Annotated in this window: 17 protein-coding genes and 1 pseudogene; 9 read left to right on the forward strand and 9 right to left on the reverse strand. The window is 60.5% G+C overall.

Annotated elements, in window-relative coordinates:
- Positions 1-296: 296 nt before the first annotated feature.
- The 4 genes and pseudogenes from AO388_RS21010 to AO388_RS21025 form a co-directional block, all read left to right on the forward strand.
- Positions 297-3,275 (forward strand): annotated as a pseudogene (locus tag AO388_RS21010) (EAL domain-containing protein); the annotation flags it as partial.
- Positions 3,276-3,413: 138 nt separating this feature from the next.
- Positions 3,414-4,406, forward strand: coding sequence for a helix-turn-helix transcriptional regulator (locus AO388_RS21015; protein ID WP_044309431.1), 993 nt, complete (start codon positions 3,414-3,416; stop codon positions 4,404-4,406).
- Between the two features lie 96 nt (positions 4,407-4,502).
- Positions 4,503-5,438: a SphA family protein gene (locus AO388_RS21020; RefSeq protein ID WP_032609173.1), complete on the forward strand. Its 936-nt coding sequence runs from the start codon at positions 4,503-4,505 to the stop codon at positions 5,436-5,438.
- A gap of 47 nt (positions 5,439-5,485) precedes the next feature.
- Positions 5,486-6,937 carry an amidase gene (locus AO388_RS21025; RefSeq protein WP_058417054.1) on the forward strand — a complete coding sequence of 484 codons (1,452 nt, stop codon included), beginning with the start codon at positions 5,486-5,488 and terminating at the stop codon, positions 6,935-6,937.
- 84 nt (positions 6,938-7,021) lie between these two features.
- Here the strand turns inward: AO388_RS21025 and AO388_RS21030 are convergent, their stop codons facing one another.
- Complete coding sequence (locus AO388_RS21030; RefSeq protein ID WP_058417055.1) at positions 7,022-9,760, reverse strand: HopW family type III effector protein; 2,739 nt, start codon at positions 9,758-9,760, stop codon at positions 7,022-7,024.
- 341 nt (positions 9,761-10,101) lie between these two features.
- Between AO388_RS21030 and glyA the strand changes: the two genes are divergently transcribed.
- A complete protein-coding gene (glyA, locus tag AO388_RS21035) occupies positions 10,102-11,355 on the forward strand; it encodes a serine hydroxymethyltransferase (protein WP_003431624.1) in 1,254 nt (417 codons plus the stop codon).
- Positions 11,356-11,445: 90 nt separating this feature from the next.
- On the opposite strand, the gene yjiA is transcribed toward glyA, so the two are convergent.
- The 3 genes from yjiA to AO388_RS21050 all read right to left on the reverse strand — a co-directional run bounded on the left by yjiA (position 11,446) and on the right by AO388_RS21050 (position 14,819).
- Entirely contained in the window at positions 11,446-12,423 is a 978-nt protein-coding gene (gene yjiA, locus AO388_RS21040; protein WP_044309428.1) for a GTPase, read from the reverse strand.
- Positions 12,424-12,518: 95 nt separating this feature from the next.
- Positions 12,519-12,716, reverse strand: coding sequence for a YbdD/YjiX family protein (locus AO388_RS21045; RefSeq protein WP_003313802.1), 198 nt, complete (start codon positions 12,714-12,716; stop codon positions 12,519-12,521).
- A gap of 27 nt (positions 12,717-12,743) precedes the next feature.
- A complete protein-coding gene (locus tag AO388_RS21050) occupies positions 12,744-14,819 on the reverse strand; it encodes a carbon starvation CstA family protein (RefSeq protein WP_058417056.1) in 2,076 nt (691 codons plus the stop codon).
- A 285-nt stretch (positions 14,820-15,104) separates the two neighbouring features.
- Here AO388_RS21050 and AO388_RS21055 point away from each other — a divergent pair, with 285 nt between their 5' ends.
- Positions 15,105-15,479, forward strand: coding sequence for a PilZ domain-containing protein (locus AO388_RS21055; protein WP_003368702.1), 375 nt, complete (start codon positions 15,105-15,107; stop codon positions 15,477-15,479).
- 14 nt (positions 15,480-15,493) lie between these two features.
- On the opposite strand, the gene radA is transcribed toward AO388_RS21055, so the two are convergent.
- A complete protein-coding gene (gene radA, locus AO388_RS21060) occupies positions 15,494-16,861 on the reverse strand; it encodes a DNA repair protein RadA (protein WP_002555235.1) in 1,368 nt (455 codons plus the stop codon).
- A gap of 196 nt (positions 16,862-17,057) precedes the next feature.
- Between radA and mscL the strand changes: the two genes are divergently transcribed.
- Positions 17,058-17,504, forward strand: coding sequence for a large-conductance mechanosensitive channel protein MscL (gene mscL / locus AO388_RS21065; protein WP_003368707.1), 447 nt, complete (start codon positions 17,058-17,060; stop codon positions 17,502-17,504).
- A 244-nt stretch (positions 17,505-17,748) separates the two neighbouring features.
- On the opposite strand, the gene AO388_RS21070 is transcribed toward mscL, so the two are convergent.
- Positions 17,749-18,525 carry a ferredoxin--NADP reductase gene (locus AO388_RS21070; RefSeq protein WP_058417057.1) on the reverse strand — a complete coding sequence of 259 codons (777 nt, stop codon included), beginning with the start codon at positions 18,523-18,525 and terminating at the stop codon, positions 17,749-17,751.
- 335 nt (positions 18,526-18,860) lie between these two features.
- On the opposite strand from AO388_RS21070, the gene AO388_RS27945 reads away from it, so the two are divergent.
- Entirely contained in the window at positions 18,861-19,094 is a 234-nt protein-coding gene (locus AO388_RS27945; protein ID WP_003340758.1) for a helix-turn-helix domain-containing protein, read from the forward strand.
- A 130-nt stretch (positions 19,095-19,224) separates the two neighbouring features.
- Entirely contained in the window at positions 19,225-20,349 is a 1,125-nt protein-coding gene (locus AO388_RS21080; RefSeq protein ID WP_003431638.1) for a methyltransferase, read from the forward strand.
- A gap of 94 nt (positions 20,350-20,443) precedes the next feature.
- Here AO388_RS21080 and AO388_RS26810 read toward each other — a convergent pair whose 3' ends face one another.
- Genes AO388_RS26810 through AO388_RS21090 form a run of 3 tightly spaced genes read right to left on the reverse strand, consistent with a single transcriptional unit; the run spans position 20,444 to position 23,083 of the window.
- Positions 20,444-20,611 (reverse strand): DUF2474 domain-containing protein, encoded by a 168-nt coding sequence (locus tag AO388_RS26810; RefSeq protein WP_002555239.1) that lies wholly within the window; start codon positions 20,609-20,611, stop codon positions 20,444-20,446.
- Between the two features lie 21 nt (positions 20,612-20,632).
- Complete coding sequence (gene cydB, locus AO388_RS21085) at positions 20,633-21,640, reverse strand: cytochrome d ubiquinol oxidase subunit II (protein ID WP_003368713.1); 1,008 nt, start codon at positions 21,638-21,640, stop codon at positions 20,633-20,635.
- 3 nt (positions 21,641-21,643) lie between these two features.
- On the reverse strand, positions 21,644-23,083 hold the full coding sequence (locus AO388_RS21090; RefSeq protein WP_003431639.1) for a cytochrome ubiquinol oxidase subunit I: 1,440 nt from the start codon (positions 23,081-23,083) through the stop codon (positions 21,644-21,646).
- Positions 23,084-23,231 lie beyond the last annotated feature (148 nt).

The following is a 23,231-nucleotide window of genomic DNA, read 5'->3' on the forward strand; positions in this document are numbered from 1 at the left end:
CCAGCCAGCCGGCGCAGGACTTTCAGCACCTGTGGCGTCTTGAACAGCGCAAGACGCAGCGGGTCATTCTCCATGAACCGGTGCCCGCCAACGAAGCGGAGAGTGGCCTGTCCGATACCATTCTGCTTCAACCACTGAGCAATAGTGACTGGCAACTGCGGGGGCTGTTCGACACCTACAAGGCGCGCAGCGAACTGCTCGCGCCACTGATCGGCAAGTGCCTGATCGGCCTGCTGCTGTCGATCCTGCCGCTGATCGCGCTGATGAGCCTGCGCAGGCGCCAGCGCCAGATGCTGCAGAGCCGACGCCGCTATCGGGATATCTTCGAGGGCGCGGGCGTCGCTATCTGTGTCATGGACATGTCCGGCCTTCAGGAGCAACTTGAAGCACTCGAGGTCAGCACCGGCGAGGACTTCGAGCGCTTGCTCAAAAGCCAGCCAGCCGCTCTGAAACGCCTTTTGCAGCAATTGCGCATCAGCGAACTCAATGAAGTCGCCCTGAGCCTGCTGGACATCGAGCACCGCGAACAGGCATGGCAACCGTTGATCGAGGGCGAGTCGCGCTCGCGTCCGGGCTTCGGCATTCCGATCATCCAGGCGGTGCTTTCCGGGCAGCCACGACTGGAACTGGAAATCTGCCTGACCCGTGCGGGTGGTCATGACCAGCACCTGTGGCTGGTCATGCGCCTGCCCGAGACACGCAGTGACTTCGATGCGGTGATTCTCAGTATTGGCGATATCACCAGCCGCAAACAGGTCGAGCTGTCGTTGCTGGACCGCGAGAGCTTCTGGTCCGACGTGGTACGAACCGTACCGGACCATTTGTACGTTCAGGATGTGCTCAGCCAGCGGGTGATCTACAGCAACCACCACTTTGGCTATACGCTGGGTTACAGCAAGTCAGAACTGCACGCCATGGGCGAGTTCTTCTGGGAAGTCCTGCTGCACCCCGACGACGCCCGAAACTATCAGGACATGCGCCTGCGCCAGCGTCACCACGGGCACAATGAATTATTGCAACGCGTGTTGCGCTTTCGGGACCGCGAGAGCAACTGGCGGTCCTTCGACATTCGCGAGCAGGCACTGGCCTGGGACGAAGAAGACCGGGTCACGCGTATCATCGGCATTGCCAAGGACATTACCGAACAGGTCGCGTCCAGCCAGTCGCTGCGTGACAGCGAACAGCGTTACCGCATGCTGGCCGAAAGCATCAGTGATGTGATTTTCTCCACCGACGGCCGGTTGGCAGTCAACTACGTCAGCCCTTCGGTAGAACGTGCGTTGGGCTACAGCGCCGAGTGGATCCTGCAGAACGGCTGGTCCGCCGCCATTGCCAACCCCCAGCAAACAGTCGGTTTTGATGCGCTCATGGGCCGCATCGACAAGGTCCTCGACAAACCTCAGGAACTCGCCAGGCTGCGCGAAGAAGTCACCACCAGAATGTTTCTGTTCGACTGCCTGCGTGCCGACGGTCGCAAGATTCCGGTGGAGCTGCGCGTGGTCCTGGTGTGGGGCGAAAACGGCAACTTTGAAGGCATCTTCGGGGTAGGCCGCGACATCAGTCAGCAGCGTCGGGCCGAGAAAGACCTGCGCATGGCTGCCACGGTATTCGAGCATTCCACATCCGCCATCCTGATTACCGACCCCGCCGGCTATATCGTGCAGGCCAACGAGGCCTTTACCCGCGTCAGTGGCTATGAAGTAGCTCAGGTGCTCGATCAGTTGCCGGGCATGCTCACCGTGGAAGCCGAACAGGAAACCCGTCTGCGCCATATCCTCAGGCAACTGAACGGACAAGGCACGTGGGAAGGTGAAATCCGGCTCAAGCGGCGTAACGGCGAACACTATCCGGCCTGGGTCGGCATTACCGCGGTCCTCGACGATGAAGGCGATCTGGCCAGCTACGTGTGCTTCTTCAGCGATATCAGCGAGCGCAAGGCCAGCGAGGACCGTATCCACCGCCTGGCCTACTACGACGCGCTGACTCATCTGCCCAACCGCACCCTGTTTCAGGATCGTCTGCACTCGGCGCTGCAGCACGCCGAGCGCCAGCAGGCCTGGGTCGTACTGATGTTCCTCGACCTCGACCGTTTCAAACCGATCAACGATTCTCTGGGCCATGCCGCTGGCGACCGGATGCTGCAGGAAATGGCCACGCGGCTGCTTGCCTGTGTGTCGGTGGATGACACCGTGGCCCGCATGGGCGGGGATGAATTCACCCTGCTGCTGGAACCGGATGAAACCCGTGAAGCCGCGCTGAGCCGCGCCATTCACGTTGCCGAACGTATTCTGACCAGCCTGATCACACCGTTCGTGCTGGAAGGCCGCGAGTTCTTTGTGACCGCCAGTATCGGCATCGCCCTCAGCCCGCAGGACGGCAAGGAACTGAGCCAGTTGATGAAGAACGCCGACACGGCGATGTATCACGCCAAAGAGCGTGGCAAGAACAACTTCCAGTTCTATCAGGCGGACATGAACGCCACCGCGCTGGAGCGTCTGGAGCTGGAAAGCGACTTGCGCCACGCCCTGGAGCAGAAGGAGTTCACCCTCTTCTACCAACCGCAGTTCAGCGGCGACGGCAAACGCCTGACAGGCGCGGAAGCCCTGCTGCGCTGGCGCCATCCACGCCGCGGGCTGGTGCCGCCCAACGACTTCATCCCGGTGCTCGAAGAGCTCGGGCTGGTCGTAGAGGTCGGCGATTGGGTCCTGGCCGAAGCCTGCCGCCAACTCAAACACTGGCATCAGGCAAGGGTTCGCGTGCCCAAGGTGTCGGTCAACATCTCGGCGCGGCAGTTCTCGGACGGCCAGCTCGGCAAGCGCATCGCCCACATACTCGAACAGACCGGCCTGTCACCCGCCTGCCTGGAGCTGGAACTGACCGAAAGCATCCTGATGCGTGAGGTCAACGAGGCCATGCAGATACTCGACGGCCTCAAGAACCTCGGCCTGAGCATCGCTGTCGATGACTTCGGCACCGGCTACTCGTCGCTGAACTACCTCAAACAGTTCCCGATCGACGTGCTGAAGATCGACCGCACCTTTGTCGATGGCCTGCCATCCGGCGAGCAGGATGCCCAGATCGCCCGCGCCATCATCGCCATGGCGCACAGCCTGAACCTCTCGGTGATCGCCGAAGGCGTGGAGACCCATGAGCAACTGGAGTTTCTTCGCGAACACGACTGCGACGAAGTCCAGGGCTACCTGTTCGGCCGCCCGATGCCCCCCGCCCAGTTCGAAGCGCAATTCAGCAATGATGCGCTGTTCATGCTGGATTGAGGGCGAGCCTCGCTCCCCGGCCATCGTCCATTTGAACGATAGCCGAACCCTTGAATATGAGTAGACTTGAGCCACTGCCTCGCACAGCGTCAATGACAGCGAGCGCTCTACCCATAACAAAGAACACAAGGGGGTAGCATGATCAGCGATACAACGTCCCTGGACAGTGTTTCCTGTCAGGTCGTCGAAGCCTTGAACAAGGTGATTCTCGAGCTTCAGACCGAGGTCAGCAGCGCGTCGATCTCTACATTCCATCAACAGGCGCTTGAACGGGTGCGCGCACTGGTGCAGTTCGACAAGGCCTGGTGGGGAAGATCTACCTGGCGTGACAACTGGCCCGTCGAGCACAGTTCCTTTTTGCTGGGCCTGCCCAACGGTTACGCCGCCGAGTGGGAGCAACTCAAGACCTCGGACGCCAGCGTCGGCAGAATGCATCAGACCCAGGGCGTCTGTCAGGTCATTCACTGCACGGCAGCGGATGCACCTCCTGCGCTTGCCGACCTCGGTCGCCAATACGATCTTTGCTTCGCGCTGGGCATTGTCCTGACCGACCCTCACACCCAGCAGGGCGTGCATCTGACACTGTTTCGCTCGGCTGGCCACACGCCCTTCTCGCCCCTGGACAAACGCCTGATCGAGTGGCTGATGCCGCATCTGATCGCCGCTGAACAGGCCAGTTATCTGCGTACGCTCACGACTCTGCGGGAAACTCAGGGCGCCTACGATGAGACCGCCATGGCGGTGAGCGACCGTTACGGCGTGCTGCTTTCCATGGAGCCTGCGTTCTCGTCGATGCTGGGCTCGGAATGGCCCGACAGACCGTCCAATCGTCTACCCCGACAGTGCAACCCTCAAGAGGGCTATTCGAGTCATAACCTGCACATCACGTCGCAGCCGGTGGGCGACCTCGTTCTATTGACGGCGCGGCGACGCAGCAGTCTGGAACTGTTGAGCACGCGCGAGCTTCAGGTTGCCCGAGGCTTTGCGGTCGGACAGACGTACAAGGAAGTCGCGCGCAACATCGGTGTATCCCCCTGCACCGTCCGGCACCACTTGAGAAAGATCTACAACAAGCTCGGTGTCACCCGTAAAGCGCAGATCGCCCAGTTACTGCATTTGACTGACGGCTGACGCCAACGCGCTCTACCCCATTTCCGGTTTTTCCAATAACTGCCACCCCGCAAGGGAGGGCTGTGCTCGCCCATAAAAATAACAAGGCACTTACCGATGTCATTAAAAAACCACTTCCTTAGCGCTTCAGGGCTCGCCATGGCGATCCTGTGGTTATCGTCCACGGCCTGTGCCACCGAAAATGCTGCGCCCACGACAGCTGCTGGCGTTTTCGACTTTGGCGCAGGCTTCATGCCGCCCACCACCCCCAATGGCACCGTCGGCCTGCGCATCAGCAACTACCACGCGGATGTCATCAAGGACAGCCACGGCAATGACAGCCCCAACGACTTCCAGATCAACGTCCTGGCGATCGGCCTCGCCTACTTGCGAATGACCGAGCAGGAGTTTTTGGGTGCCCGCTATGGTTTCGCGGTGGTGCCGGTCTTTTTCAAGATGGATGCCGACCTGGGCGTGAACGTCGGGGGGCAGCGGGTATTCAGCGACAGTGCATCGCTGTTTCGTCAGGCGGACCTGCAAGTGGTGCCGATCATCCTGGACTGGAAGCTCGCACCTGGGCTGGGCATCAATACCCAACTGATGATTCAGGCGCCCACGGGGGACTACGACAAAAACCGTCTGGTCAGCCCTGGCACCCATCACTGGACGGTTTCTCCGCTGTTGAATGCGACCTACATTTCACCCGGCGGCTTCGAGGTTTCCTCGAGTTTCCAGATCGATATAAATGCGCGTAACCCCGACACCGATTACCGCAGTGGCGTTGAGTACCGACATGAGTTTGCAGTTGGCCAGCATGTCGGCGACTGGACCGTCGGCGTGGGCGGCTACTACTACCGGCAGCTGTCGGACGACGACGCGCCGGGGCTGACCCGCGGCAATCGCGCCCGGGTAATCGCCGCAGGCCCTGCAGTAAGTTACTTCAAACCCGGCGCCGGGCTGCCCCCCATCTGGTTGCACGCCTACAAGGAGTTCGACGCCCACAACCGTGCCGAGGGCTACACCGTGGCGCTGCGTACCGGCATCAGCTTTTAAGTGGCGCGCGTAACGCGACGACACGCTTTCAATCCTGGAGACCATCGATGAAAGACCTGCACGAATTATTCAATACGCTGGACGGCCGTGGCCTGGCAACACTGGTACGCAATGGCGAGGTGAGCCCCGGCGAGCTGCTGGAAACCGCCATCGCACGGGTCGAGCAGGTCGAGCCCGGCCTGAACGCCGTCAGCGAAAGGCTTTACGATCAGGCGCGCAGCCAGGCGAGCGGGAGTAGCGTCAGACAGGGCGTCATGGCAGGCGTACCGACCCTGGTGAAAGACATGTTCACCCCGATGACCGGGGCACGGATGACCAGTGGCTCGCATGCGCTGGGCGAGTTTCGCTCAGACATCGACTGCGAAATCGTCAGTCGGCTGCGTCATGCAGGCTGCCAACTGATCGGCACGACCACCGCTCCAGAATTCGGCGTGTCCTACAGCACCGAATCGCAACGCTTCGGCGCGACCCGCAACCCCTGGAATCCGCAACACAGCGCAGGCGGTTCCAGTGGGGGCGCAGCCGCTCTGGTTGCGGCACGCGCCATCCCTTTCGCGCATGGCAACGATGGCGGCGGCTCGCTTCGCGTACCGGCCTCCTGCTGTGGCGTATTCGGCTTCAAGCCATCACGCGGCCTGCTGCCTTCAGGCCCGATGGTCGGCGAGGGCTGGGCAGGCCTGAGCACCGCTCACGCGATTACCCTGTCGGTAGGCGACAGCGCCGCCCTGCTCGACGCCACTGCCGGGAGTGACCTGGGGGCTCCCTACGCCGCGCCCATGCCAGCGACGCCCTTTGCACACGCCGCAGGACGCGATCCCAAGCGTCTGAAAATCGCCCTGATCTCGGCAATATCGCCGTGGCCGGCAGAACCGGAGGCCCTGGCTGCACTGCAACACACTGCGGCCTTGCTGGAGGCGCTCGGGCATTACGTGGTCCCGGCGACGTTGCCGGTCCGGCTGTCTGAATTCCTCGACGCGACGTTCGACATCATCGGTTCACACACCCAAGGCTACCTCGATCTGCTGGGCAAAATGCGCGGCTTCCCGGTCGCCATGGACGAACTGGAGCCGCGCACCCGTGTCATTCTGCGCGAACGCGGGCAACTGCCTGCGACACGCTACATTTCCGCGGTCGAGTCGATGCATGCACTGGGCCGGGCGATGGCCGGTTTCTTCGAAGAGTACGATATTGTTCTCACCCCGACGCTCAACCGCGCGCCACCCCGCCTGGGAGAACTGGCCTTCGATGACGACAGCCGGTCCCTGCAGGACTTCATCGCGCTTTCGCACAGCTACTCGCCCTACACGGCGATCTTCAACGCGACTGGCCAGCCAGCCATGTCCGTGCCCCTCTATTGGACAGCCGATTCGCTGCCGCTGGGTTCTCACTTTGCCGCGCGGTTTGGCGACGAACTGACCTTGCTGAGCCTTGCCGGGCAACTGGAGCGCGCCCAGCCGTGGGCCGCACGCAGGCCGCCGTTAAACGCTTGCGCGGGTTGATGCGAAGGGATTATTGGCGGTGATGGTGGTAAGCCAGGCAAGACCACCGCCTGCGTTGCTGGCGGCGGTCTACCGGCTACAGGCTTATGGCTCGCCAGCCGCCTGCGGTGCAGGCGCCGGGTGCGACCAGGTCAGGTACCGGAAGCGGTCGTAGAGACCCGCCACGACCTGCCCGCCTGCAATCCTGCCCGGAATTGCCGTTTGCAGGGTGCCGACCGCGCTCCCCAAACGCGAGGTGCTGACGTAATCTCCGGCCCAGGACGCTGCCGCCCTGCCGGCCTGATGCGCCGCCTTGCCTTTGTCAGTCAGGTAGCTCAACCCCTTGCCGGCTGCTGCGCCAGCCACTTCTCCAACCATACCGGGAAGCGTGAGGTTGGCTGCGGTCAGGACCGCAGCACCGGAGGCGTAGCCTTTGATCCCCTTGTCGAGAAAATTCCAGACTTTGTTGACGCCCAGAAACCCCGTCATCACCAGATTCAGACCGACGATTTCCTTGAAGACCTGAACCGCCTTTTGCATATCGACTTCAGGGTTCATGGCCAGTTTGAGCATCTCCGATACGCACCAGACGCCATCCGCCGCGTAATCGGCTTTGCCGACCATGCTTTTCATCAACATCACCAGCGCCGCACCGATACTCGCCGTCAAGGCCACCAGGCCCAGCTTGGTGTAGAAGTCAGGGTCCGCCTTGCGCTCCACCTCGGCCAGTTGCTGCCCTGCGCGCAGGGCATCGGCGACTTCGAACCTGGCCTGGAACTCGCTGCTTTTGGTGCCCAGGTATGTCAGGCTCGAGTTCATGATGTCGGTGATGCTTTTGTCTTGCTTGTACAATTCGGTCGCCACTTTCATCTGCTGGGCAAAATGCTCGCTGACGTCGAAATGCTTGACCACGGCCAGATGGTCTTCCTCCGGGATGCGGGCGTTCCCGGTGTCTTGCCTGGAAAGCTTGCTCTTGGCGAGCTTGAAGGCAGCGACGATCGATTCACGGTTGAATACGCCCAGCGTGGCTGCGCCCGATGCCACGGCCGTTGCGATACCGAAGCCGACCTGCTCCAGCAGGTGTTCGTTCCTGGCAAAGGTGGGCTGCGCCACGATGGCGTTGGCCAGCACGGTGACGAAGTAGCGGTTCAGGCCATGATCGACATTGGTCCGCGCGTTGGTCAGCTCGTTCATCATCAGACCAGCCATGAACACCGCGTTCTTGGTGAAGTGGGCAACCAGCGATGAGCTGTAGGAGTTGTCCTTGCTGACGAACGCCACGGCCAGTGGCAAGGGTGCCAGCGCGAGCAGCATCGCCGGGCTTGCAAGGACGCGACTCTTGAGCGAGGCGCCGTTCTTGAGCGTGCCCAGTTCGGCATTCATGCTTTTGTTGAGGCTGAGCAACTCGTCTTTCACATCAGAGGGCAGCCCCGAGCGGCTCAACACTGCTGGCAACTGTTCGTTGTGAGCGCGCCAAGCGTCGAGTTGCCCCTGAGCATTGGCCTGAACGATTGCGCCCAACATGTCACGCTCGGCTTCGCTCAGCGCAGACGATGGCTTTTCCAGCAGCGTCTTCGCAACGTCGGACGTCGTGGTAGCGGCACTTGGCAAATCACCAAGACGGGCCAGTTGTTCCTCGCTCAACACCAGCGAACCGTTGGCCAGCGCCAACCGCAGTTTTTCATCGAAACCCATGCCGCACCTGGCCTCGATGTCTTCTTCAGGGGCGAAGGGCAGCGGGGTATTGCTGACGATATCGCGTTGTTCTTGCGTGAGATGCAGCACATGCTTGTTCAGGAAGGCATGCATCTGATCGGGCGACAGGTGTGGCGCCGGGGTGCGCATCAAAGCCAGCAACGCCTTGTCATCCATCGGCGCGAGCGCCCCGTAGGCATCAAACTTGCGCACCAGATTGCCGCCGGCCTTGAGCAATGCCTGGCGTGTGGTCAGCCTGGGCTCGGCAGGCTCGTGGCCAGGTGCAGGTGCCTCGCCTGGCTCAATGGAGATTTCTTCCAGCCTCGGCAAAAGATCGTGTTCGCGCAATAGCTGCAGCAGCGCCCCCGCCACTTCCGCCAGCTCGCGCAATTCATTGCAGGCTGGCGCGTCCTGGCAATTTTCGGTCAATGCCTGCAATGCGCCCGGCAACATCTCCAGATCATTGAGCGTGTCGGCATGTGAGCGCAGCAGACTGACGACCGCGTCGGGTTGACGCTGGAGGCTGTCATTCAAATCCGCCGTACGCTGCTTGGCCGTGCGAACGAAATGACTGAAGAGCGTGTAAGACGAAACAACGGGGGGCTCTGCGCCAAGCGTCTCGGGATCCAGATGAGTCAACGTCAGCAGATCCGGAACCGCACGGGCCAGGGCGGACGGTCGGGCGGTCAAACGAGCGACGGATTGGTGCAGCCGTGCCGTCCTGAGCCCTTCACAGGCCAGCGACAGCGAGTCGTGAGATGCGTGAGAGGCCGGCATATCGGCCAGCCGGTGAGTACAACGGTCAAGCAGTTCTCTCAGCGCCGGCACCTGATCCTCGCTTGCCAGTTGATGCCAGCCCTGCTCCGTCGTGCCGACCTCGGCGAGGCTCTGACAGAGTTGAGCAACGGTGTGCCAGGACGGATGCTGTTTATCCAGCTCACGCTGAAGAGCAGACAACAGACGCACAGAGTCCTGCGCTGGCGCAGCAGAGGTGCGACCAAATGCCACGGCCAGCTCGCCGGAGGCAAAAAACGCTACGGTACGAGCCTGCTGCGGAGTTTGCTCACTAACGCCGGTTGCATCGCCGGACGCAGGAGCAACCTCCGGCAATGAGGAATGAGAGGAGCGCGTGATCTGAGAGGGCATCATGGCGTTTTTACCTACTGTCGGTGGGTATGGGCAACAGACCGACTGAGTGTCGTCCGGCCCGGAACGGTTCCGGCAGTTGAAGGTAAATAGATGCGTGATCGCTGAAAATTCGAGTGGATGTGCCCGGTCACGCCGCCGATGACTAAATCGATCTCGACCCTCTCATGTGGGCGAGCCCCCTACAGAACGAGCCTTGCGCCTGCGGCACGTCCATGATTTCAGGCCTTGTCGAAACCCGCGTGAACGGCGTCACTGGTCAAGATGACTGCCTTTCATATGCCAGATAAAACCCGATGGGGTAGAATAGCCGCCTTTTCCGCCATGCCCCCTTGAGGACTGCCATGTTCAGCCGTGATTTGACTATCGCCAAGTACGACGCCGATCTGTTTGCCGCCATGGAGCAAGAAGCTCTGCGTCAGGAAGAACACATCGAGCTGATTGCCTCGGAAAACTACACCAGTCCGGCCGTCATGGAAGCTCAGGGCTCGGCCCTGACCAATAAGTACGCCGAAGGCTATCCAGGCAAGCGCTACTACGGTGGTTGCGAGTACGTCGACGTTATCGAACAACTGGCCATCGACCGCGCCAAGGAGCTGTTCGGCGCTGATTATGCCAACGTCCAGCCACACGCGGGTTCGCAAGCCAACTCGGCGGTCTACCTGGCCCTGCTGCAAGGCGGCGACACCATTCTGGGCATGAGCCTGGCTCACGGTGGTCACCTGACCCACGGCGCCAGCGTTTCGTCCTCGGGCAAGCTGTACAACGCCGTTCAGTACGGTATCGATGCCAACGGCATGATCGACTACGACGAAGTCGAGCGCCTGGCTGTCGAGCACAAGCCAAAAATGATCGTCGCCGGTTTCTCTGCCTACTCGCAGATCCTCGACTTCCCGCGCTTCCGTGCAATCGCTGACAAGGTCGGTGCCTACCTGTTCGTCGACATGGCTCACGTAGCCGGTCTGGTCGCCGCAGGCGTCTACCCGAACCCGGTGCCATTCGCTGACGTCGTGACCACCACCACGCACAAGACCCTGCGCGGTCCACGTGGCGGCCTGATCCTGGCGCGCGCCAACGCCGAAATCGAGAAGAAGCTGAACTCCGCAGTATTCCCTGGCTCCCAGGGCGGCCCGCTGGAGCACGTCATCGCAGCCAAGGCCGTGTGCTTCAAGGAAGCGCTGCAGCCTGAGTTCAAGACCTACCAGCAGCAAGTGGTCAAGAACGCCAAGGCCATGGCCGGTGTGTTCATCGAGCGTGGCTTCGACGTGGTTTCCGGCGGTACCGAAAACCACCTGTTCCTGCTGTCGCTGATCAAGCAGGACATCTCCGGTAAAGACGCCGACGCCGCTCTGGGTCGCGCCTTCATCACCGTCAACAAGAACTCCGTTCCAAACGACCCACGCTCGCCGTTCGTCACCTCCGGCCTGCGCTTCGGCACCCCGGCAGTGACCACTCGCGGCTTCAAGGAAGCTGAGTGCAAGGAACTGGCGGGCTGGATCTGCGACATCCTGGCTGACCTGAACAACGACGCCGTGATCGACGCCGTTCGCGAGAAGGTCAAGGCCATCTGCGCGAAACTGCCGGTTTACGGCGCTTGATAAGCCTGGTTTAAACGCAGTAACAAAAAGCCCCGGCTCGTGAGAGCCNAGATCACGCTATGGGCAGAAGCTCACCCGCTGCCTGACCTCTCAGCCGCATACCCTCTCGAACCCCGCCCGGATCTTCTCCTCCGGCAATTCATCGGCAATGAACACGATCACGCTCTCGCGTTTTTCGCCTTCGGCCCACTCGGTGTCCCAGTCAAAGCCGTACAGCTTGAGCACGCCCTGAAACACCATCTTGCGCGGTTCGTCTTCGATGTTGAGCACGCCCTTGTAACGCAGCAGTTGCTTGCCATGGTCTTCCAGCAGTTCGTTCATGAACTCGCTGAGGCGGTCCAGGTTCAGCGGTTTTTCACTGCGCAGGACCAGGCTGCTGATGCGGTCAGCGGAATTACCGGTCGGGGCCAGTGGGCGCAGGATCATGCCGCCGCCGAGGTCGGCGTTGAGGTTGAAGCCGCGTACGTCGAGCAGTTCGGCGAGGTCGATCCTGCCGTGCTCGACGATACGGATCGGCGCGCGGCGGTTGATGCGGGTCAGGCGCGCGCTCAGGGCATCGAAGGCTGCATCGTCGACCAGATCGCGCTTGCTGACCAGCAACCGGTCGGCAAAGCCGATCTGCGCCTGGGCGATGGTTTGCGCCAGGTGAGTATCGGCGTGCGCGGCGTCGACCAGGGTGATGATGCCGTCGAGGATGTAACGCTCGCGCAGCTCTTCATCGATGAAAAAGGTCTGCGCGACCGGCGCGGGATCGGCCAGCCCGGTGCATTCGATCACCAGCCGGTCGAACACGATCTCGCCGCTGTCCAGACGCTCCAGCAGCAGGTAGAGCGCCTTGGTCAGGTCAGTGTGGATGGTGCAGCACACGCAACCGTTGGACAGGGTCATGATCTGCACAGGGTCCGTGCCGAGCAACTGGCTGTCGATACCTGCATCGCTGAATTCGTTTTCGATCACAGCGATTTTCAGGCCGTGTTCGGCCTTGAGCAGGTGGCGCAGCAAGGTGGTCTTGCCGGCGCCCAGAAAGCCGGTCAGCACGGTCACGGGGATGGGTTGCAACTCAGTCATAAGGCTCCTGGCGTGAGGCATTCAGCTGAAATGAAAACGCGCCACAGGTGATGGCCTGCGGCGCGTCGGATCAAACAATAACGCAGATCAGCGGATCAACAGCATTTCGGACCGGCCTTGCCGCCGTAACGGGCCTCTTGCCGCTCCCGAAAGAACTGCTCATAGGTCATCACCGGCTTGTCCGGGTGGGTGTTCTGCATGTGCTCTACGTAAGTGTCGTAGTCCGGCATGCCCACCATCAGGCGCGCGGCCTGACCGAGGTATTTGCCGAGGCGACTCAGGTCATTGAACATGGGCAAATCCTCTATGGGTAAGCATGGTCACACCTGCGACGCTGGCGGCATGGCCTGGAACGGAGCTTCCTTGTCGGTGCGCTCCTTGGTGCTCCAGGCCGCTCGGCCGACTTTAATGGCGTAGAACAGGATGCTGAACACCACGAACAGGAAAAGCACGGTCAGCCCGGCGTTGGTGTAAGCGTTGAAGATCACATGCTGCATCTGATCCATGGTCTTGGCCGGGGCCAGAATCTGACCGGCATCGGCCGCCGCGCTGTATTTCTTGGCCAAGGCCAGAAAACCTACCGCAGGGTTGGCATCGAACAGCTTGATCAAGCCAGCCGTCACGGTGCAGATCAGCAGCCAGGTGGCAGGCAGCATGGTCACCCAGATATAGCGCTGGCGCTTCATCTTGATCAGCACCACGCTGGCGAGCATCAGGGCGATACCGGCGAGCATCTGGTTGGAGATACCGAACAGTGGCCACAAGGTATTGATGCCACCCAGCGGATCGATTACACCCTGATACAGCAGATAGCCCCACAGCGCCACGCAACCGCCGGTGCCGATGGCGTTGGCCGTCCACGACTCGGTGCGCTTCAAGGCCGGGACGAAGCTGCCCAGCAGGTCCTGCAGCATGAAGCGTCCGGCACGTGTACCGGCGTCGACTGCGGTCAGAATGAACAGCGCCTCGAACAGAATCGCAAAGTGATACCAGAACGCCATGGTGTTTTCACCCGGCAGCACCTGATGGAGGATCTGCGCGATACCGACGGCCAGCGTAGGAGCACCGCCGGCACGGGCCAGCACGGTGTTTTCACCGATGTCTTTCGCCACAGCGGTCAGTTGCTCCGGCGTGATGGCAAAGCCCCAGCTGGACACGGTCTGCGCCACTGTTACCACGTCACTGCCGACCACCGCAGCAGGGCTGTTCATGGCGAAGTACACACCCGGCTCGATCACCGAAGCGGCAACCATTGCCATGATGGCCACGAAGGATTCCATCAGCATGCCGCCGTAACCGATGTAGCGGGCGTTCTTTTCGTTATCCAGCAGCTTGGGCGTCGTGCCCGACGAGATCAGTGCGTGGAAACCCGATACCGCACCGCAGGCAATGGTGATGAACAGGAACGGGAACAATGCGCCCTTCCAGACCGGGCCTGTGCCGTTGGTGAACTGGGTCAGGGCCGGCATTTTCAGCTCGGGCGCCAGAATCAGGATGCCGATTGCCAGTGCCAGAATGGTGCCGATTTTCAGGAAGGTCGACAGGTAGTCACGTGGCGCAAGCAGCAGCCAGACCGGCAGCATGGCCGCGACAAAACCGTAGCCGACCAGCATCCAGGTGATCTGCACACCGGTGAACGTGAACATCGGACCCCAGGTCGGATCCGCCGCGACCATGCCGCCGACCCAGATCGAACCGAGCAACAGAATGACGCCGACAATGGAGATCTCACCAATGCGCCCCGGACGGATGTAGCGCATATAAATGCCCATGAACATCGCGATCGGGATCGTCGCCATTACCGTGAACATGCCCCACGGGCTCTCGGCCAGGGCCTTGACCACGATCAGCGCCAGCACCGCAAGGATGATGATCATGATCAGGAAACAGCCGAACAGCGCGATGGTGCCGGGAATACGGCCCATTTCCTCGCGCACCATGTCGCCCAGCGAGCGACCGTTACGGCGCGTGGAAAGGAACAGGATCATGAAGTCCTGCACCGCACCGGCCAGCACCACGCCGGCAATCAGCCAGAGCGTGCCGGGCAGATAGCCCATTTGCGCTGCCAGTACCGGGCCGACCAGCGGGCCTGCGCCGGCGATGGCTGCAAAGTGGTGACCGAAGAGGATGTGTTTGTTGGTCGGCACATAGTCCAGACCGTCGTTGTTGACCACTGCCGGTGTCGCACGCAGCGGATCGAGCTGCATGACGTGAGTGGCGATGAAAAGACTGTAGTAACGATAGGCAACCAGGTAGATAGCTACCGCAGCGACCACTATCCACAAGGCGTTGATCGCCTCTCCGCGACGCAAGGCCACGACCCCAAGGGCACATGCCCCGACAATGGCGATGATGAGCCAGGGAACATGGCGCATCAGACTATTATTATTTTTCATTTTTTTTATTCCAGCAGAGTTGACTAGAAGGCAAGCCATGCGAGTTTAGCGCCGGATCAGCGAAAGACCACCCCCAACCAAGGTCTAGGTCGAAATTTGATCAATTGCGGCAGATACCCGGCATAGAGGGCTGGAATGGCCTCGACAGATGGCGTCCCGATCACAAAACCGTGATGCGGAACTGTTCTGCAATTGCTTTACGGTCTATCGTGCATGGACAACAGAATCGATCAGATAACGACCTGCACGCTGACTCCGGCGGCGGTCAACAAGAGAGTTCATTCGATGACCGACTCACCTGCAGATCGCCGTCGTTTCAAACGCATTGCCTTTGATGCCAAGACCGATCTGAAGCAAGGCGACAAAAGCTGGAAAGTGCAACTGGTCGACCTGTCCCTCAAAGGGCTGCTGATCGAACGGCCTGATCCGTGGAACGGTGATCAGACGCAGCCCTTTGAAGTTGACATCATTCTAAGCAACGATGCCCATGTGAAAATGGATGTCGAAATCACTCATGACAACAAACGGCAACTGGGATGCGTTTGCCGGCACATAGGGCTGGACTCGATCAGCCACCTGAGGCGGCTGGTCGAATTGAACCTCGGAGATCCCGAGGAACTGGATCGGGAACTGGCAGCCTTGATCGAACTGCAGGAATAATCCTCAGGGCGAGGTTACTCGAACAGCGCATCCAGGGCCTGTTCCAGTCGCGTAACGGCAATGATCTGCAAACCGGGCGGCGCCTCCTTAGGCGCATTGCCCTTGGGCACGATGGCGCGTTTGAAGCCGTGCTTGGCGGCCTCCTTGAGGCGCTCCTGTCCACTGGGCACCGGCCTGACTTCACCCGACAGCCCCACCTCACCGAACACCAGCAAGTCATGCGGCAGCGGACGATTGCGCAGGCTGGACATTACGGCTGCCATCAAGGCCAGGTCGGATGCGGTTTCCAGCACCTTCACCCCACCTACCACGTTGAGAAACACGTCCTGGTCGTGAGTGGGAATGCCGCCGTGGCGGTGCAGAACAGCCAGCAGCATGGCCAGACGATTCTGATCCAGACCCAGCGTCACGCGGCGCGGGTTGGACATGTGACTGTCGTCCACCAGCGCCTGCACCTCCACCAGCATCGGCCGCGTGCCTTCCCAGGTCGCCATGACCACACTGCCCGGCACTTCTTCCTGCGCGCGGGTAAGAAAGATCGCAGACGGATTGGAGACTTCTTTCAGGCCCTTGTCGGTCATGCCGAACACGCCCAGCTCGTTGACCGCGCCAAAGCGGTTCTTCACCGCCCGCAGCAGGCGCAGGCGCCCGTCCGACTCGCCCTCGAAATACAACACGGTGTCGACCATGTGCTCAAGCACGCGCGGACCGGCCAAGGCGCCTTCCTTGGTGACGTGACCGACCAGGAAGATCGCCGTGCCGCTCTGCTTGGCGTAACGCACCAGCAAGGCAGCGCTTTCGCGAACCTGCGACACGCCGCCGGGGGCCGACTGCAACTGTTCGGTGAAAATCGTCTGGATCGAATCGATCACCATCACCTTGGGCTTCTCGACCTTGGCGGTGGCAATGATGGTCTCGATGCAGGTTTCGGTCATGACCCGCAGCTTGTCCTGCGGCAGTCCCAGACGACGGGCACGCATGGCGACCTGCTGCTGGGATTCCTCACCCGTGACGTACAACGCGGGCATGCGCTGGGCAATGTTGCACAGCGTCTGCAAGAGGATCGTGGACTTGCCGATGCCGGGGTCACCGCCGATCAGCACCACCGAACCATCAACCAGACCGCCGCCGAGCACCCTGTCCAGCTCGGTGGAGTTGGTGGAGAAGCGCGGAATCTCTTCGACACTGACCTCCGCCAGGGTCCTGATCTGCGCCTGGGAACCGGTCCAGCCGGTACGCCCGGTAGGCGGCGCGGCGGCACCGCTTTCAATCATGGTTTCGACCAGTGTGTTCCAGGCACCGCATTCGCTGCACTGGCCCGCCCACTTGGGAAATGTCGCGCCGCACTCGGTGCAGCCGTACAAGCGTTTGGCCTTGGCCATGACAACCCCAGTCGTTAGAAAACGCCCATGATAACGCAGGTTGCAACACCTGCCAGTCGCAGGGCGACGACTGCTTTTGAAAACCGGATAAAACTTACGCGGACGACTCCGGTCGATTGAACGTGGCACGGGCGGCAGCAGTACGTCTGGGCTACACTCATCCGGATCAAATTTATCTGCTACAAGGAATTACCCCATGAGCGTGCTTAAGGAATTCAAGGCATTCGCGGTCAAAGGCAACGTAGTTGATATGGCCGTCGGTATTATCATCGGCGCGGCATTCGGCAAGATCGTTTCTTCGTTCGTCGGCGATGTCATCATGCCGCCGCTGGGCCTGTTGATTGGCGGCGTCGACTTCAGTGACCTGGCGGTCACCCTGCGCCCCGCGCAAGGGACCGCACCTGCGGTACTGCTGGCTTACGGCAAGTTCATCCAGACCGTTATCGACTTCATTATCGTCGCGTTCGCGATCTTCATGGGCGTCAAGGCCATCAACCGCCTGAAACGCGAAGAAGCCAAAGCGCCTACCCTGCCGCCAACGCCCACCAAGCAGGAAATCCTGCTGAGCGAAATCCGCGACCTGCTCAAGGAGCAGAGCAAACCGGCAGCGCCCATTACCGTGGATCCTGCGCGTACGCCTTGATTGAGTAAGGCCTGCACCTGCAGGCCATCGCCCCCACGCAGCGCCTTTCAACCGCGATGTCACTGATGACGCAAATTGCGACGTAAGTGACGGCTGCGTCCTGGCGCTGATCCGCCTGACAAAGAAAAGCCGCGGTGTGACGCGGAGCGTCATGAACTGCATTCCCACGCGGAGCGTGAGGAACGATAGTTATGTGACTATCGTGCCAATGCTCGGCACGATAGCCGTAGCCAGCCGCCAGCCATCACCAATACGTTTCCACCGCCACTTGCCCCGGCTTGCGTGACAGGCTCAAGCGCATCTCGCGCTGCTTGAGAATCGCCCGAGTGTCATCGATCATCTGCGGATTGCCACACAACATCACCCGCGAATGCTCCGGCGTGAGGGCAATACCGGCAGCGCGCTCCAGCTCTCCGTTTTCGATCAACTGCGTGATACGCCCATTCAATGCACCCGGATGCTGCTCGCGGGTCACCGTAGGCAAAAACAGAAACTTGTCCGCGTATTCAGCCAGGTACTCACGCTGCATCAATTCGGCAATCAATTGCTGATAGGCCAGCTCGCGCGACTCACGCACGCTGTACACCAGAATCACCCGCTCGAACTTCTCCCAGACCTCGAAATCCTGAAGGATCGACAGAAACGGTGCGACCCCAGTGCCTGTGGATAACAGCCAGAGATCGCGACCGTCAATGAAACGATCCAGAGTCAGATAACCAAACGCCTGCTTTTCCACCAACAGACTGTCGCCCTCACGCAAGCGGCTCAACTCGCTGGTGAATTCGCCATCCGGCACCACGATGGAAAAAAACTCCAGAAACTCATCGTGCGGAGAAGAAACCATCGAATAGGCACGCCATACCACCGTGCCGTCGGCCTTGGTCACCCCGAGACGCGCAAACTGTCCGGCACGAAAGCGAAAACCGGGATCACGCGTGGTACTCAGGGTGAACAGGTTCGCGGTCAGCGGCGTGACACGCTGCAGTGTCTGTCGGGTGAATTTGTCGTCACTGACGGTCATGGTGCGCTTTGAACTCCTGAATATGGAAAGCAGCGCCCAGTGTCCCGCAAAGCAGGCTCGATAAACACCGGCTGTTTGTGATGGATTACCGGCAACGGGCTCTGCAGCTTAGAGTATTTGGTTCTTGCATCAGCCCTTGCAGGGTCGAACATCCACAGAGCCGATTACCCCGACCCTTCTCGCGCGGGGGTTTCAGCCGACAGCCCCAGAGCACGCTGCCAAGTGCCATCAGCCCATCCGTCCGGCTGATCCGCGCCACCACGGACTGCCACGTATTTGTCCCTAAACTGGATAAACACCCAGCAAGGTCTGTACACGTACTGCAAGGAGGCTACATGAACACGATGGACATAAATTTCTCACAGCCCTCGCCAGCAAAAAACCTGACTCAGAGAGAAATCGAAGTCCTCAAATGGTCCGCTGAAGGCAAAACAGCTGGCGACATCGCAATGATCCTCTGCCTGAAGGAGCGCACCATTCACTTCCACATTGCCAGCGCCATTCAAAAAATGGGCGTTTGCAACAAGACGGCTGCCGCCGTACAAGCCGCGCTCAGCGGGATGTTCTGACAAAACGGGCAATCACCGCGCAATCAGACAGGTATCGGAACGAAAAAATACGTAAAATCGTCTGTCTCAGCGAGCCCACCTGTCATCGGGCTCACTGACATACCTTCGATTGCACAGAGTTCTCCCGCCAATGCCCCTGCTCATCAGTCCCTTCGCTGAACTTGATCTCATTCGCCAACCCGAGCAACAGGATGAGCCCCTGCAGGCCTTCGATGCCGCTGACGAATACCTGCTCAATCATGTTGCAGAAGCAGGGCTGAGCCTGCAAAGCCGGGTTCTGGTGCTCAATGACAGTTTCGGCGCGTTGGCGGCAAGTCTCGCGCCACATGCCACGGTGATCAGCAGCACCGACTCGTTTCTGGCGGCGCAGGGGCTGGAAAAAAATCTGGCACGCAACGGCATGAGCTACGACGCAGTACCGCACATACCGGCCAGCGAAGCGTTGCAGGGGCCATTCGACTGGGTGCTGATCCGGGTGCCCAAGACCCTGGCGCTTCTCGAAGAGCAACTGATACGCCTGCAAGGTCAACTGGCCCCCGGCGCTCGGGTCATCGCTGCGGCAATGGTCAAGCATTTGCCGCGCTCGGCGGGCGACTTGCTGGAGGAATATGTCGGACCGGTACAGGCCTCGCTGGCAGTAAAAAAAGCCAGATTGCTGTTCGCCACGCCACAGCCCATGGAAGTGCGCACCTCGCCCTACCCGACGCGCTACCGGCTGGATGATCCGGCCATCGAACTGCTCAACCATGCCAATGTGTTCTGCCGCGACGGGCTGGACATCGGCACCCGCGCCTTCCTGCCGCATCTGCCGAAAAACCTTGGTACGGCAAGGGTCGCAGACCTGGGTTGCGGTAACGGCGTGCTGGCCATTGCCAGCGCGCTGGACAACCCGCAGGCGCACTACACGCTGGTCGACGAGTCGTTCATGGCCGTGCAATCGGCAGCCGAGAACTGGCAAGCGACGCTGGGGGATCGCGACGTACAGCTTCGCGCAGGCGACGGTCTGGAGATGCAGGAGCCTGACTCGCTGGATGTGGTGCTGTGCAACCCGCCCTTCCACCAGCAGCAAGTGGTTGGCGACTTTCTTGCCTGGCGGATGTTTCTTCAGGCCCGGGCCGCTCTGGTGACCGGCGGGGCGCTGTACATCGTCGGCAATCGCCACCTGGGTTATCACACCAAGCTGTCGCGCCTGTTCCGCGGCGTCGAGCAAGTCGCCGCCACGCCGAAATTCGTGATTCTGAAAGCCCGCAAGTAACCCAGGCCCACGGCACAAAAAAAAGACCCCCTTGCCACGCGAGTGGCAAGAGGGTCGCAAAACGTGTCCGGAGGACACGAACGGGAATTCAGTATCAGTGTGTCGTCAGGCCCGCTGCGCTCATGAACATGCGCATCAGGCTGGCCACGATGAACAGCGCAAATACGCTGCCCGCCCAGATTCCGACCAGCCAGGCCAGTCGTTGCCAGAGCGGCTTGCTCAGCGCCGGATCAGGATCGTGCATGGAATTCTTACCAGACATCGTCATTCTCCTCGGTTCGGACTAGTGATAACCGTCTGCAGCCGTCACCTTGCCGCGGAACACGTAGTAGCTCCAGAAGGTGTAGCCCAGGATGAACGGAATGATGAACAGTGTGCCCACCAGCATGAAGCCTTGGCTCTGCGGCGGTGCGGCGGCTGCCCAGATCGATACCGAAGGCGGAATGATGTTCGGCCACAGGCTGATCCCCAGACCGCTGTAGCCCAGAAAAATCAGCAACAGGGTCAGCAGAAACGGCGTGTAGTGAGCATTGCGGGCCACCGCCTTGAACAGACCGTACATGGTCACCAGCACCAGAATCGGTACTGGCATGAACCAGAACAGGTTGGGCGTGCTGAACCAGCGATGCGCGATATCAGCATGAGCCAGCGGCGTCCACAGGCTGACCACGGCCATGACCGCGAGCACTGCAAGGGCCAGCGGACGTGCCAGATCATGCATCGCCTTCTGCAGCGAGCCTTCGGTTTTCATGATCAGCCAGGTGCAGCCCAGCAGCGCATAGGCAACGATCAAGGCCAGCCCGCAGAACATCGGGAACGGCGAGAGCCAGTCCAGCGAGCCTCCGGCAAACTGGCGATCGACCACCGGAATGCCTTCAATGTAGGCGCCCAGTGCCACGCCTTGGAAGAAGGTCGCAGCCAGCGAGCCGCCAATGAACGCCTTGTCCCACCAGTGGCGCTTCAGCTCGGTCGCCTTGAAGCGGAACTCGAATGCCACGCCACGGAAGATCAGGCCCATGAGCATGAACATCAGCGGCAGGTACAGCGCAGACAGGACCACCGAGTAGGCCAGCGGGAAAGCACCGAACAATGCCGCACCGCCCAGCACCAGCCAGGTTTCGTTGCCGTCCCAGACCGGCGCGACGGTGTTCATCATCACGTCGCGGTCGGAGCTGTCCTTCATGAACGGGAAGAGAATCCCGATACCCAGATCGAAGCCGTCCATCACCACGTACATCATGATGCCGAAGACGATGATGACGGCCCAGATCAGCGGAAGATCGATACCCATGGCTTAAATCCCCTTGCCGAGCGGGTCAAGATTGCCGCCATCTTCTTCGCCTTCAACAGCGGCGGAGAGCGGACGGGCCGGTGTGCGTTGCTGGCCGGGACCACCGTGAGGCACATGTTCGACGTAGGCTTTCGGCCCTTTGCGAACCAGACGCATCATGTAGCCAAGACCTGTACCGAAGAGCACGAAGTAGACGACCACGAACAACACCAGGGTGATGCTCATCTGCGCCACGCTGTGCCCGGACGACGCATCCGCGGTACGCATCAGGCCGTACACGACCCAAGGCTGACGACCAATTTCGGTGGTGAACCAGCCTGCGAGAATCGCGATCAGGCCAGACGGCCCCATCCACAATGCCAGGTACAGGAAAGGACGCGAGTTATACAGCGTGCCGCGCTTGCGCAGCCACAGGCTCCACAGGCCGGTGAAGATCATCAGCATGCCGAGGGCGACCATGACCCGGAACGACCAGAACACGATTGTCGAGTTAGGGCGATCCTCAGGCTTGAACTCTTTGAGCGCCGGCACCTGCTTGTCGAGACTGTGAGTCAGGATCAGGCTGCCCAGGTACGGAATTTCCACCGCGAACTTGGTCCGCTCTTCCTTCATGTCGGGAATGCCGAACAGGATCAGCGGGGTCGGTTCGTCACCGACGTTCTCCCAGTGACCTTCGATGGCCGCGATCTTCGCAGGCTGATGCTTGAGCGTATTCAGACCGTGGAAGTCACCGACGACAGCCTGGACAGGCGCCACCAGCAGGGCCATCCACATGGCCATCGAGAGCATCTTGCGTACCGCAGGAGTGTCACGGCCCCGCAACAGGTGCCAGGCAGCCGACGAACCGACGAAGAACGCCGTCGCCACGAATGCGGCAATCGCCATGTGCGTCAGGCGATAAGGGAACGACGGGTTGAAGACCACGGCGAACCAGTCAGTGGGAATGACCCGACCGTCAATGATCTCGAACCCTTGCGGCGTCTGCATCCAGCTGTTGGACGACAGAATCCAGAAGGTGGAGATCAGCGTGCCGATGGCGACCATTACCGTGGAGAAGAAGTGCAGGTTGCGGCCGACACGATTCCAGCCGAACAGCATGACACCGAGGAAGCCCGCCTCGAGGAAGAACGCGGTCAGCACTTCGTAGGTCAGCAACGGCCCGGTCACAGCACCTGCGAAGTCGGAGAAGCGGCTCCAGTTGGTGCCGAACTGGTAGGCCATGACGAGCCCGGAAACCACGCCCATGCCGAAGTTGACAGCAAAAATCTTCGACCAGAAGTGGTACAGGTCACGGTAGACGTCATCGCGGGTCTTCAGCCACAGGCCTTCGAGCACAGCCAGGTAACTTGCCAGACCAATAGTGATGGCAGGAAACAGGATGTGAAACGAAATCGTGAATGCGAACTGGATCCGGGCGAGATCTATAGCCTCTAAACCGAACATAGGATGTTCCTCTCTCAGATGAAACCTGCTGCCGGCCGCAAGCCAACAGCGATTGCCCCCACGGTAATGAGTGCTTATGTTTCTTTATTCTGGCGTTTCCAATGGCGGAAACGCTGGTCGATGCACCGATCATTGCCTGAACGCAATG

This window comes from Pseudomonas sp. ICMP 10191, assembly GCF_001467335.1.
In the GTDB taxonomy this organism is placed as follows: domain Bacteria; phylum Pseudomonadota; class Gammaproteobacteria; order Pseudomonadales; family Pseudomonadaceae; genus Aquipseudomonas; species Aquipseudomonas cerasi.

Bases quoted from the DNA above. Each gene is read 5' to 3' on its own strand.
- AO388_RS21015 (WP_044309431.1), top strand. From the start codon at position 3,414: ATGATCAGCGATACAACGTCCCTGGACAGTGTTTCCTGTCAGGTCGTC.
- AO388_RS21020 (WP_032609173.1), top strand. From the start codon at position 4,503: ATGTCATTAAAAAACCACTTCCTTAGCGCTTCAGGGCTCGCCATGGCG.
- AO388_RS21025 (WP_058417054.1), top strand. From the start codon at position 5,486: ATGAAAGACCTGCACGAATTATTCAATACGCTGGACGGCCGTGGCCTG.
- AO388_RS21030 (WP_058417055.1), bottom strand. From the start codon at position 9,760: ATGATGCCCTCTCAGATCACGCGCTCCTCTCATTCCTCATTGCCGGAG.
- glyA (WP_003431624.1), top strand. From the start codon at position 10,102: ATGTTCAGCCGTGATTTGACTATCGCCAAGTACGACGCCGATCTGTTT.
- yjiA (WP_044309428.1), bottom strand. From the start codon at position 12,423: ATGACTGAGTTGCAACCCATCCCCGTGACCGTGCTGACCGGCTTTCTG.
- AO388_RS21045 (WP_003313802.1), bottom strand. From the start codon at position 12,716: ATGTTCAATGACCTGAGTCGCCTCGGCAAATACCTCGGTCAGGCCGCG.
- AO388_RS21050 (WP_058417056.1), bottom strand. From the start codon at position 14,819: ATGAAAAATAATAATAGTCTGATGCGCCATGTTCCCTGGCTCATCATC.
- AO388_RS21055 (WP_003368702.1), top strand. From the start codon at position 15,105: ATGACCGACTCACCTGCAGATCGCCGTCGTTTCAAACGCATTGCCTTT.
- radA (WP_002555235.1), bottom strand. From the start codon at position 16,861: ATGGCCAAGGCCAAACGCTTGTACGGCTGCACCGAGTGCGGCGCGACA.
- mscL (WP_003368707.1), top strand. From the start codon at position 17,058: ATGAGCGTGCTTAAGGAATTCAAGGCATTCGCGGTCAAAGGCAACGTA.
- AO388_RS21070 (WP_058417057.1), bottom strand. From the start codon at position 18,525: ATGACCGTCAGTGACGACAAATTCACCCGACAGACACTGCAGCGTGTC.
- AO388_RS27945 (WP_003340758.1), top strand. From the start codon at position 18,861: ATGAACACGATGGACATAAATTTCTCACAGCCCTCGCCAGCAAAAAAC.
- AO388_RS21080 (WP_003431638.1), top strand. From the start codon at position 19,225: ATGCCCCTGCTCATCAGTCCCTTCGCTGAACTTGATCTCATTCGCCAA.
- AO388_RS26810 (WP_002555239.1), bottom strand. From the start codon at position 20,611: ATGTCTGGTAAGAATTCCATGCACGATCCTGATCCGGCGCTGAGCAAG.
- cydB (WP_003368713.1), bottom strand. From the start codon at position 21,640: ATGGGTATCGATCTTCCGCTGATCTGGGCCGTCATCATCGTCTTCGGC.
- AO388_RS21090 (WP_003431639.1), bottom strand. From the start codon at position 23,083: ATGTTCGGTTTAGAGGCTATAGATCTCGCCCGGATCCAGTTCGCATTC.